Raw genomic sequence first — 10,586 nt, 5'->3', positions numbered from 1 at the left:
CGGTGGCCGGGGCCGTACAGCGACGCCGGTGGGTCCCAGGACCGCAGGACGGAGGCCGGGGCCACCGGCCAGACCGCGCCGGCCCGCGGCAGGGTGAGCGGACCGGGAGGGGGCGCCGCGGCCCGGGCGGGCGTGAGCGTGAGGAGCAGGGTCAGTGTCAGCAGAAGCGTGCGGAGCGGGGAGAACATGGGGCCAGACTGGCCCGGACCACGCGGCCCGCGCCGATCATGGTCCGGATCTGTGGACGGCGGCCCCGTTGTGGATATCGCCGTCACTCGGCAGTGCGCGGGTCCCGTACACTTCATGTGGCGATCCGGGTCACCGGGTCGACTTCGCACGCCCCGCCAGCGGCCTCTTCGAGCCGCCGGCCGCGCTACTCGGTCCTCCGTGGCACAGCGCGTCGGGGCGTCAGGCGCATCCGCCGTCCGGCGGGTGCGACAACCGAGAGCCTCTAGGAGTACGGCCATGGCCGTCGTCACGATGCGGGAGCTGCTGGAAAGCGGCGTCCACTTCGGTCACCAGACCCGTCGTTGGAACCCGAAGATGAAGCGATTCATCTTCACGGAGCGCAACGGCATCTACATCATCGACCTGCTCCAGTCGCTGTCGTACATCGACCGCGCCTACGAGTTCGTCAAGGAGACCGTCGCCCACGGCGGCTCCGTCATGTTCGTCGGCACCAAGAAGCAGGCGCAGGAAGCGATCGCCGAGCAGGCGACGCGCGTGGGCATGCCCTACGTCAACCAGCGCTGGCTCGGCGGCATGCTGACCAACTTCTCCACCGTCTACAAGCGCCTCCAGCGTCTCAAGGAGCTCGAGCAGATCGACTTCGACGACGTGGCGGCCTCCGGCCTCACGAAGAAGGAGCTGCTCGTCCTCTCCCGCGAGAAGGCCAAGCTGGAGAAGACCCTCGGCGGTATCCGCGAGATGCAGAAGGTGCCCAGCGCCGTCTGGATCGTGGACACCAAGAAGGAGCACATCGCCGTCGGTGAGGCGCGCAAGCTCCACATCCCGGTCGTCGCGATCCTCGACACCAACTGCGACCCCGACGAGGTCGACTACAAGATCCCCGGCAACGACGACGCGATCCGCTCCGTCACGCTGCTCACCCGCGTGATCGCCGACGCCGTCGCCGAGGGCCTCATCGCCCGTTCCGGCGTGGCCACCGGTGACTCGAAGCCGGGCGAGAAGGCCGCCGGCGAGCCCCTCGCCGAGTGGGAGCGCGACCTCCTCGAGGGCGAGAAGAAGGACGACGCCGAGAAGCCCGCCGACGACGCCGTCGCCGCCGAGGCCGGTGTCCAGACCTCCGCCGAGACGGAGAAGGTCGCCGACGCCGAGCAGGTCGACGAGGCCGCCGCCCCGGCCGAGCCCGAGGCTGCCGCCCCGGCTGCGGACAACGAGCAGGCCTGACCTTCACCGGTTCGGTTGCTGACAGCGGGAGCTGGTGCCGTACCCCGGCGCCGGCTCCCCGCCGTCCACCCGTAGATCTTCGACTTCCGAGAGAGATTCACAGACATGGCGAACTACACCGCCGCTGACGTCAAGAAGCTCCGCGAGCTCACCGGCGCCGGCATGATGGACTGTAAGAAGGCCCTGGACGAGGCCGACGGCAACGTGGACAAGGCCGTCGAGCTGCTCCGCGTGAAGGGTCAGAAGGGCGTCGCCAAGCGCGAGGGCCGTTCGGCCGAGAACGGCGCCGTCGTCTCCCTCATCTCCGAGGACAAGACGTCCGGCGTGCTCCTCGAGCTGAAGTGCGAGACGGACTTCGTCGCGAAGAGCGAGAAGTTCATCAACGTCGCCAACGCGCTCGCCGCGTTCGTCGCCTCGTCCGTCCCGGCGGACCTGGGCACCCTGCTCGCCTCCGAGATCGAGGCCGGCAAGACCGTCCAGGCGTTCGTCGACGAGGCCAACGCCAACCTCGGCGAGAAGATCGTCCTGGACCGCTTCGCGCAGTTCAGCGGCGGTTACGTGGCCGCGTACATGCACCGCACCATGCCCGACCTCCCGCCGCAGGTCGGCGTCCTGGTCGAGCTGGACCAGGGCTCCGCGTCGGACGACACGGCCGCCGAGGCCGCCAAGGACGTCGCGCAGCACATCGCCGCCTTCGCGCCGAAGTACCTCACGCGTGAGGACGTCCCCGCCGACGTCGTCGAGAACGAGCGCCGCGTCGCCGAGGCCACCTCCCGCGAGGAGGGCAAGCCCGAGGCCGCCCTCCCGAAGATCGTCGAGGGTCGCGTCAACGGTTTCTTCAAGGACGTCGTCGTCCTGGAGCAGGCGTTCGCGAAGGACAACAAGAAGTCGGTCCAGAAGGTTCTGGACGAGGCCGGTGTCACCCTGAAGCGCTTCTCGCGCATCAAGGTCGGCATCTGAGTCCGTACCGCGTTCGACGCAGGACCCCGCTAGGGTCTTACGGAGTCGTCACACGCGAACGCGACGGACGACCGCAGATCTGACGAGGAGGCCATTGCCGCACGGGACACATACCCACCGGCAATGGCCTTCGTCGTATGTACGAGGAGATCCCCATGAACAAGGGCGCGGACGCCACCCAGTCTGCCGACGGCAAGGACCACACAGTGGGCCGCAGCGACCCGGCCAAGGGCGCCGGCCGCTTCATGCTCAAGCTGTCCGGTGAGGCGTTCGCCGGCGGGGGCGGCCTCGGCGTCGACCCCGACGTCGTACACGCCATCGCCCGTGAGATCGCGGCCGTCGTACGGGACGGCGCCCAGATCGCGATCGTCCTCGGCGGCGGGAACTTCTTCCGCGGCGCCGAACTCCAGCAGCGCGGCATGGACCGGGCCCGCTCCGACTACATGGGCATGCTCGGTACGGTCATGAACTGCCTGGCCCTCCAGGACTTCCTGGAGAAGGAGGGCATCGACTCCCGCGTCCAGACGGCCATCACCATGGGCCAGGTCGCGGAGCCGTACATCCCGCTGCGCGCCGTACGGCACCTGGAGAAGGGCCGCGTCGTGATCTTCGGCGCGGGCATGGGCATGCCGTACTTCTCCACCGACACCACCGCCGCCCAGCGCGCCCTGGAGATCGACGCCGAGGCGCTGCTGATGGGCAAGAACGGGGTGGACGGGGTCTACGACTCCGACCCCAAGACCAACCCGAGCGCGGTCAAGTTCGACGCGCTGGAGTACAGCGAAGTCATCGCCAAGGACCTCCGGGTCGCCGACATGACCGCGATCACGCTGTGCCAGGACAACAAACTGCCGATCCTCGTCTTCGAATTGCTGACCGAGGGCAATATCGCGCGCGCGGTCAAGGGTGAGAAGATCGGCACGCTCGTGAGCGACCAGGGCACCCGGAGCTGAGTCGCGCGGGACACACCGCGGGACACTTGATCCGTACGGCCCCGCACGGGGATGGACAAAGCCCTGACGGTCGGACACCGTGCAGGGCAGGACGCGACGCAGGATCCGCCAGGACCGGTAGCAGGCCCGGCCCACTCAAGACACGCAGGAGCAAGTGGTGATCGAAGAGACCCTCCTCGAGGCCGAGGAGAAGATGGAGAAGGCCGTCCTGGTCGCCAAAGACGACTTCGCCGCGATCCGCACAGGGCGGGCGCACCCGGCGATGTTCAACAAGATCGTGGCGGACTACTACGGTGCGACGACCCCGATCAACCAGCTGGCGTCGTTCTCCGTACCCGAGCCGCGCATGGCCGTCGTGACGCCGTTCGACAAGAGCGCGCTGCGCAACATCGAGCAGGCGATCCGCGACTCCGACCTCGGGGTCAACCCGAGCAACGACGGCAACATCATCCGGGTGGTCTTCCCCGACCTGACCCAGGAGCGCCGCAAGGAGTACATCAAGGTCGCCAGGACCAAGGCCGAGGACTCGAAGGTCTCGATCCGCGCCGTGCGCCGCAAGGCCAAGGAGACGATCGAGAAGCTCGTGAAGGACGGCGAGGTCGGCGAGGACGAGGGCCGCCGCGCCGAGAAGGAGCTCGACGACACCACCGCGAAGTACGTGTCGCAGGTGGACGAGCTGCTCAAGCACAAGGAAGCCGAGCTGCTCGAAGTCTGATGAACGACTCTTCCTGGGGTTCCCCGCCGACCGCCGACCTCTGGGGACAGCCCGACCAGGGGGCCGGCCCGGCGGGTCCCGCCTACGATGAGCCTGCCGCACAGCAGACTCGGCCCATGCCCATCGTGCCCGACGGACCCGCCCACGGCGGTGGCCAGGACAACGACCGGGGGGCGGCGCGGCCGGGCGGCCCCCTGTTCCGTGACCAGATCCCTCAGGAGCCCATGTCCGCGCCCCCGCCACCCCCGCCGAAGAAGCGGGCGGGCCGTGACCTGCGTGCGGCCATAGGGGTCGGCGTCGGGCTCGGTGCGGTGGTCGTGGCCTCGCTCTTCATCGTCAAGGCCGCCTTCGTCGGGGTCGTCGCGGTCGCCGTCGTGGTCGGGCTGTGGGAGCTGACCTCCCGCCTCCGCGAGAAGAAGGACATCAAGGCCCCGCTCGTCCCGCTGGCCGTCGGCGGCGCCGCCATGGTCGTCGCCGGGTACGTGCGCGGGGTCGAGGGTGCCTGGGTCGCGATGGCCCTGACCGCGCTCGCCGTCCTGGTGTGGCGGATGACCGAGGAGCCCGAGGGATATCTGCGGGACGTCACGGCCGGGGTGTTCGCCGCGTTCTACGTCCCGTTCCTGGCCACGTTCGTCGCGCTGATGCTCACCGCGGACGACGGCGCCCGGCGGGTGCTGATGTTCCTGCTGCTCACGGTGGTCAGCGACACCGGCGCGTACGCCGTCGGCTGGCGCTTCGGCACCCACAAGCTCGCGCCGCGCATCAGCCCGGGCAAGACCAGGGAAGGGCTGCTCGGGGCGGTCCTCTTCGCGATGGTCGCGGGCGCGCTCTCCATGCAGTTCATGATCGACGACGGCGTCTGGTGGCAGGGCCTGCTGCTCGGCATCGCGGTCGCCGCCAGTGCCACCCTCGGTGACCTGGGCGAATCCATGATCAAGCGCGATCTCGGCATCAAGGACATGGGGACGCTGCTGCCGGGCCACGGCGGCATCATGGACCGGCTCGACTCCCTGCTGCCCACCGCCCCGGTGGTCTGGCTGCTGTTGGTGATCTTCGTCGGCTCGGGGTGAGCCGCACCGGTACTCTTGAAGGGCTCGCCACTCACCGGTGGCGAGCCCTTTTGGTCCCCGCGCCCCGCGCGGGGCTGATCCCGTGAGGTCTCCCGGCACCGGCAACGTGGTGCCGCTCTTCCCCGTGGCACCGGGGAGCGGGCCTCGCCGCACCGAGGAGACTTGCGTTCATGGCCCCGCCGACCCCCGGAGAACTCACTTTCGTCGCGCCCCGCGGAGCCAAGAAGCCGCCGCGGCACCTCGCCGACCTCACCCCCGCCGAGCGCCGTGAGGCCGTCGCCGCGACAGGCGAGAAGCCCTTCCGCGCGAAGCAGCTGTCCCAGCACTACTTCGCGCGGTACGCGCACGACCCCGAGCAGTGGACCGACATTCCCGCCGGCGCGCGGCAGAAGCTCGCGGCGGAGCTGCTGCCCGACCTGATGTCCGTCGTACGGCACATCTCCTGCGACGACGACACCACCCGTAAGACCCTGTGGCGCCTCCACGACGGCACGCTTGTCGAGTCCGTGCTCATGCGCTACCCGGACCGGGTCACCATGTGCATCTCGTCCCAGGCGGGCTGCGGGATGAACTGCCCCTTCTGCGCGACCGGCCAGGCAGGACTCGACCGCAACCTGTCCACCGCCGAGATCGTCCACCAGATCGTCGACGGCATGCGCGCCCTGCGCGACGGCGAGGTGCCCGGCGGTCCGGCGCGGCTCTCGAACATCGTCTTCATGGGGATGGGCGAGCCGCTCGCCAACTACAACCGGGTGATCGGCGCGATCCGCCGGCTCACCGACCCCGAGCCCGACGGCCTCGGCATCTCGCAGCGCGGGATCACCGTCTCGACGGTCGGCCTGGTCCCGGCGATGCTGCGCTTCGCCGACGAGGGCTTCAAGTGCCGCCTCGCGGTGTCGCTCCACGCGCCCGACGACGAGCTGCGCGACACCCTCGTACCGGTCAACACCCGCTGGAAGGTGCCGGAGGTGCTGGACGCGGCGTGGGAGTACGCGGCGAAGTCCGGCCGGCGGATCTCCATCGAGTACGCCATGATCCGGGACATCAACGACCAGGCGTGGCGGGGCGACCGGCTGGGACGGCTGCTCAAGGGCAAGCGGGTGCACGTCAACCTCATCCCCCTCAACCCGACCCCGGGCTCCAAGTGGACGGCGTCGCGCCCCGAGGACGAGAAGGCCTTTGTCGAGGCGATCGCGCGGCACGGCGTGCCGGTGACCGTACGCGACACCCGCGGCCAGGAGATCGACGGAGCGTGCGGACAGCTGGCCGCTTCGGAACGCTGAGGGCCGGCTGTGTAATCTGGCGCTGTGTAATCTGGCTCTGAACAACAGATTTTCCGTACGACACATATTCCGACAGGGGAGCGCCACAGCGCTGAGAGTGCGACACGGATCCGGCTCGACGAGCGGACACCGGTCGCAGACCCTCTGAACCTTGCCCAGGTCATTCTGGGTAGGAAGTTCGGACATCACTCAAGCTGTTGCGCCCTGCCCGGCGCCCGGCCCGCGTCCGTCGCGGGCGGGCGCCGGGCAGGGCCGCGTCTTCTCCTGGAGTCCCCAGGAGGAAAACCAGTGCGTATCAACCACGCCAGAAGGACAGCGGGCCTCGCGCTCGTCGCCGCGCTCGGGGTCTCGACCCTCGCCGCCTGCGGCGGGTCCGACAGCACGGGGTCGTCCGGCGGCGACGGCGGGACGAAGTCCAGGACCGTCACCCTCGTCAGCCACGACTCGTTCAACGCCTCGCCCGCCGTGCTCAAGGCGTTCACCAAGGAGACGGGCTACACCGTCAAGGTCCTCAAGAGCGGGGACGCCGGCGAGGCGCTCAACAAGGAGATCCTCACCAAGGGCTCCCCGCAGGGCGACGTCTTCTTCGGCGTGGACAACACCCTGCTCTCCCGCGCCCTCGACAACGGCCTGTTCACGCCGTACCAGGCGAAGGGGCTCGACCGGGTCGCCACCGACACCCGGCTGGACGCGGCGAAGTACCGGGTCACCCCCATCGACACCGGTGACATCTGCGTCAACTACGACAAGAAGTACTTCGCGGACAAGAAGCTCGCGCCCCCGCAGAGCTTCGACGACCTGGTCAAGCCGCAGTACAAGAACCTCCTCGTCACCGAGAACGTGGCGACGTCCTCGCCCGGCCTCGGCTTCCTGCTCGGTACGGTCGCCCACTCCGGCGACTCCGGCTGGCAGGACTACTGGAAGAAGCTCAAGGCCAACGGCGTCCAGGTGGTGGACAGCTGGGAGCAGGCCTACAACGAGAGCTTCTCCGGATCGGCCGGCGGCAAGAAGGCCCACGGCGACCGCCCGCTCGTCGTCTCGTACGCCTCCAGCCCGCCCGTCGAGGTGCTGTACGCGAAGCCGCAGCCCAAGGTCGCGCCGACCGGCGTCGCCACCGGCACCTGCTTCCGGCAGATCGAGTTCGCGGGCCTGCTGGGCGGGGCGAAGAACGAGGCCGGCGGCAAGGCGCTGCTCGACTTCCTGATCAGCGACCGGTTCCAGGCGGACATGCCGCTGAACATGTTCGTGAACCCGGTGGTCGAGGCCGTCCCGCTGCCCCCGCTGTTCACCGAGTTCGGCGCGACCGTCGAGAAGCCGGAGACGGTGGCGCCCGACAAGATCGCCGCCAACCGGGAGCAGTGGATCCAGACGTGGACCTCACTCGTAGTGAAGTAGCCCGCGAGCCGGACCGCCGGGCCGTACGGGCACACGCCGTACGGCTCGGCCTGATGGCCGTGCCCGTCGTGTTCTTCGCGGTCTTCTTCGCCTACCCGGTCGTCGCGATCGTCGGCCGAGGGCTGCGGACCGGCGGAGTCTGGCAGTTCGGCCGCGTCGGTGACGTGCTGAGCCGCCCCGACATCCTCGACGTCCTGTGGTTCACCACCTGGCAGGCCCTCGCCTCCACGGCGCTCACCCTGGCCGTCGCGCTGCCGGGCGCGTACGTCTTCGCCCGTTTCGACTTCCCCGGCAGACAACTGCTCCGGGCCGTCGTCACCGTGCCGTTCGTCCTGCCGACCGTCGTCGTCGGTACGGCCTTCCTCGCCCTGCTCGGGCGCGGCGGGCTCCTCGACGAACTGTGGGGCGTCCGGCTCGACACCACCGTCTGGGCGATCCTCCTCGCGCACGTCTTCTTCAACTACGCGGTGGTCGTACGGACCGTCGGCGGCCTGTGGTCCCAGCTCGACCCGCGCCAGGAGGAGGCCGCGCGGGTGCTCGGCGCGAGCCGCCTCGCCGCCTGGTGGCGGGTGACCCTGCCCGCCCTCGGGCCCGCCGTTGCCGCCGCCGCCCTGATGGTCTTCCTCTTCACCTTCACCTCCTTCGGCGTCGTGCAGATCCTCGGCGGTCCCGCGTACTCCACGCTGGAGGTGGAGATCTACCGGCAGACCGCGCAACTCCTCGACCTGCCGACGGCCGCCGTGCTCACCCTCGTCCAGTTCGCCGCCGTCGGCGCGATCCTGGGGCTGCACGCCTGGACCGTACGGCGGCGGGAGAGCGCCCTGCGCCTGGTCGACCCCGCGCTGACGGCGCGCCGCCCGAAGGGGCCGGGCCAGTGGACGCTGCTCGTCTCCGTCCTCGGCGTGGTTCTCGTCCTGATCCTGCTGCCGCTCGGGGTGCTGGTCGAGCGCTCCTTCGACGGCCCCGGCGGGTACGGCTCCACCTTCTACCGGGCGCTCACGTCCGTGGGGCCGAGCGGCACCTTCCTCGTCCCGCCGCTGGACGCCGTACGGAACTCCCTGGAGTACGCGGTGGTCGCCACGGCGATCGCGCTGGTCGTAGGCGGACTGGCCGCCGCCGCGCTGACCCGGCGCGCGGGCCGGCTCGTCCGCGGGTTCGACGCCCTGCTGATGCTGCCGCTCGGCGTCTCCGCGGTGACCGTCGGCTTCGGATTCCTGATCACCCTCGACAAGCCGCCGCTGGACCTGCGGGCCTCCTGGATCCTGGTGCCGCTCGCCCAGGCGCTGGTCGGGGTGCCCTTTGTCGTACGGACCATGCTGCCCGTGCTCCGGGCGGTGGACGGCCGGCTGCGCGAGGCGGCCGCCGTGCTGGGCGCTTCGCCGCTGCGGGCCTGGCGTGAGGTCGATCTGCCCTTGGTACGGCGGGCGTTGCTCGTCGCGGCCGGGTTCGCCTTCGCGGTCTCGCTCGGTGAGTTCGGTGCGACGGTCTTCATCGCCCGGCCCGACCGGCCGACGCTGCCGGTGGCCGTGGCGCGGCTGCTGGGCCGGCCCGGGGAGCTCAACTACGGGCAGGCGATGGCCCTGAGCACCGTCCTGATGGCCGTGTGCGCGGTGTCGCTGCTCGTGCTCGAACGTATCCGTACCGACCGCTCGGGGGAATTCTGATGACGCTGCTCAGCCTCGCGGGGGTGACGGTGCGGTTCGGCGACCGCAAGGCACCCCGGACGGCGCTCGACGCGGTCGACCTGGAGATCGCCGAGCACGAGATCGTGTGTGTGCTGGGGCCGAGCGGCAGCGGCAAGTCGACGCTGCTGCGGGTGGTCGCGGGGCTCCAGGAGGTCGACGGCGGACGGGTGTCGCTGGACGGCGTGGACCAGGCGGGGGTGCCGGTGCACCGGCGGGGGGTGGGCCTGATGTTCCAGGACCACCAGCTCTTCCCGCAGCGTGACGTGGGCGGCAACGTCGCCTTCGGGCTGCGGATGCGGGGGGTTTCGCGGGACGAACAGGCCCGGCGCGTGGAGGAGTTGCTCGACCTCGTGGGCCTGCCGGGGGCCCGTGGCCGGGCCGTCTCCCTGCTCTCGGGCGGCGAGCAGCAGCGGGTCGCGCTGGCGCGGGCGCTCGCGCCTCGTCCCCGGCTGCTGATGCTGGACGAGCCGCTGGGGCAGCTGGACCGCAGCCTGCGGGAGCGACTGGTCGTCGAACTGCGGGCGCTCTTCGGGCGGTTGGGCACGACGGTGCTCGCGGTCACCCATGACCAGGGGGAGGCGTTCGCTCTCGCGGACCGGGTGGTGGTCATGCACGAGGGCCGTATCGCGCAGACGGGTACGCCGCTGGAGGTCTGGCAGCGGCCCGCGTCCGCGTTTGTGGCCCGTTTCCTGGGCTTTGAGAACGTGGTGCCGGCGACGGTGGTGGGCGGGGTCGCGGACACGCCCTGGGGCCGGGTCCCGGTGCCGCCGGGGTCCCCGCAGGGGGCGGTGACGTTGCTGGTGCGGCCGGGTGGGGTCCGCCTGTCTCCGGCCCCGGCCCGGGCCCCGGCCCCCGCTCCCGCTCCCGACCCGGCGGCTGCCGGGCTGCGCTGCGCGGTGGAGTCGCGTACGTTCCGGGGGAGCCGGGTGGTGGTTGTGCTCCGGCCTGAGGCGGGGCCGCGGCTGGAGGCGGAGTTCGATCTGCGCGAAGCGCCCTGGGAGGGCGGTGAGGTGGGGGTGACGTTTGTGGCGGACGAGGTGGTGGTGCTTTCCTCCGTGCGGTGACCGGTTGCGCTTACTAATGTCCTCAATCGCCGGACGGGCTTCGTTTGTGGC

At 70.4% G+C, this 10,586-nt stretch carries 9 protein-coding genes, 1 pseudogene and 1 riboswitch; of the genes and pseudogenes, 9 read left to right on the top strand and 1 reads right to left on the bottom strand.

Annotated elements, in window-relative coordinates:
- Nucleotides 1–188 (bottom strand): annotated as a pseudogene (locus GT042_RS39285) (hypothetical protein); the annotation flags it as partial.
- A gap of 277 nt (nt 189–465) precedes the next feature.
- Between GT042_RS39285 and rpsB the strand changes: the two are divergent.
- The 9 genes from rpsB (at nt 466) to GT042_RS21545 (ending at nt 10,535) form a co-directional block, all read left to right on the top strand.
- Nucleotides 466–1,410 carry a 30S ribosomal protein S2 gene (gene rpsB / locus GT042_RS21585; protein WP_161310369.1) on the top strand — a complete coding sequence of 315 codons (945 nt, stop codon included), beginning with the start codon at nt 466–468 and terminating at the stop codon, nt 1,408–1,410.
- A gap of 105 nt (nt 1,411–1,515) precedes the next feature.
- The gene (gene tsf / locus GT042_RS21580) at nt 1,516–2,370 is read left to right on the top strand and encodes a translation elongation factor Ts (RefSeq protein ID WP_161310368.1); all 855 of its coding nucleotides are present in this window, start codon (nt 1,516–1,518) and stop codon (nt 2,368–2,370) included.
- Between the two features lie 155 nt (nt 2,371–2,525).
- Entirely contained in the window at nt 2,526–3,323 is a 798-nt protein-coding gene (pyrH, locus tag GT042_RS21575) for a UMP kinase (protein WP_161310367.1), read from the top strand.
- 157 nt (nt 3,324–3,480) lie between these two features.
- Entirely contained in the window at nt 3,481–4,038 is a 558-nt protein-coding gene (frr, locus tag GT042_RS21570) for a ribosome recycling factor (RefSeq protein ID WP_161310366.1), read from the top strand.
- On the top strand, nt 4,038–5,108 hold the full coding sequence (locus tag GT042_RS21565; RefSeq protein ID WP_161310365.1) for a phosphatidate cytidylyltransferase: 1,071 nt from the start codon (nt 4,038–4,040) through the stop codon (nt 5,106–5,108). The genes frr and GT042_RS21565 overlap by 1 nt, the downstream gene beginning before the upstream one ends.
- Before the next feature lie 170 nt (nt 5,109–5,278).
- Nucleotides 5,279–6,391, top strand: a complete 1,113-nt coding sequence (gene rlmN, locus GT042_RS21560) for a 23S rRNA (adenine(2503)-C(2))-methyltransferase RlmN (protein WP_161310364.1) — start codon at nt 5,279–5,281, stop codon at nt 6,389–6,391.
- Between the two features lie 64 nt (nt 6,392–6,455).
- Nucleotides 6,456–6,585: riboswitch (TPP riboswitch) on the top strand.
- Between the two features lie 100 nt (nt 6,586–6,685).
- Entirely contained in the window at nt 6,686–7,786 is a 1,101-nt protein-coding gene (locus tag GT042_RS21555; RefSeq protein ID WP_161310370.1) for a thiamine ABC transporter substrate-binding protein, read from the top strand.
- A 53-nt stretch (nt 7,787–7,839) separates the two neighbouring features.
- Nucleotides 7,840–9,450: an iron ABC transporter permease gene (locus GT042_RS21550; RefSeq protein WP_161310371.1), complete on the top strand. Its 1,611-nt coding sequence runs from the start codon at nt 7,840–7,842 to the stop codon at nt 9,448–9,450.
- Entirely contained in the window at nt 9,450–10,535 is a 1,086-nt protein-coding gene (locus GT042_RS21545) for an ABC transporter ATP-binding protein (protein ID WP_202533387.1), read from the top strand. Before GT042_RS21550 ends, GT042_RS21545 begins: the two co-directional genes overlap by 1 nt.
- Nucleotides 10,536–10,586: the final 51 nt, after the last annotated feature.

Source organism: Streptomyces sp. SID3212, from assembly GCF_009865405.1.
Taxonomy (GTDB): domain Bacteria; phylum Actinomycetota; class Actinomycetes; order Streptomycetales; family Streptomycetaceae; genus Streptomyces.
This window is presented reverse-complemented; position numbering and strand designations above follow the sequence as displayed.

What these genes read in the sequence shown, in the direction of transcription:
- rpsB (WP_161310369.1), top strand. Translation starts at nt 466, where the DNA reads ATGGCCGTCGTCACGATGCGGGAGCTGCTGGAAAGCGGCGTCCACTTC.
- tsf (WP_161310368.1), top strand. Translation starts at nt 1,516, where the DNA reads ATGGCGAACTACACCGCCGCTGACGTCAAGAAGCTCCGCGAGCTCACC.
- pyrH (WP_161310367.1), top strand. Translation starts at nt 2,526, where the DNA reads ATGAACAAGGGCGCGGACGCCACCCAGTCTGCCGACGGCAAGGACCAC.
- GT042_RS21565 (WP_161310365.1), top strand. Translation starts at nt 4,038, where the DNA reads ATGAACGACTCTTCCTGGGGTTCCCCGCCGACCGCCGACCTCTGGGGA.
- rlmN (WP_161310364.1), top strand. Translation starts at nt 5,279, where the DNA reads ATGGCCCCGCCGACCCCCGGAGAACTCACTTTCGTCGCGCCCCGCGGA.
- GT042_RS21550 (WP_161310371.1), top strand. Translation starts at nt 7,840, where the DNA reads ATGGCCGTGCCCGTCGTGTTCTTCGCGGTCTTCTTCGCCTACCCGGTC.
- GT042_RS21545 (WP_202533387.1), top strand. Translation starts at nt 9,450, where the DNA reads ATGACGCTGCTCAGCCTCGCGGGGGTGACGGTGCGGTTCGGCGACCGC.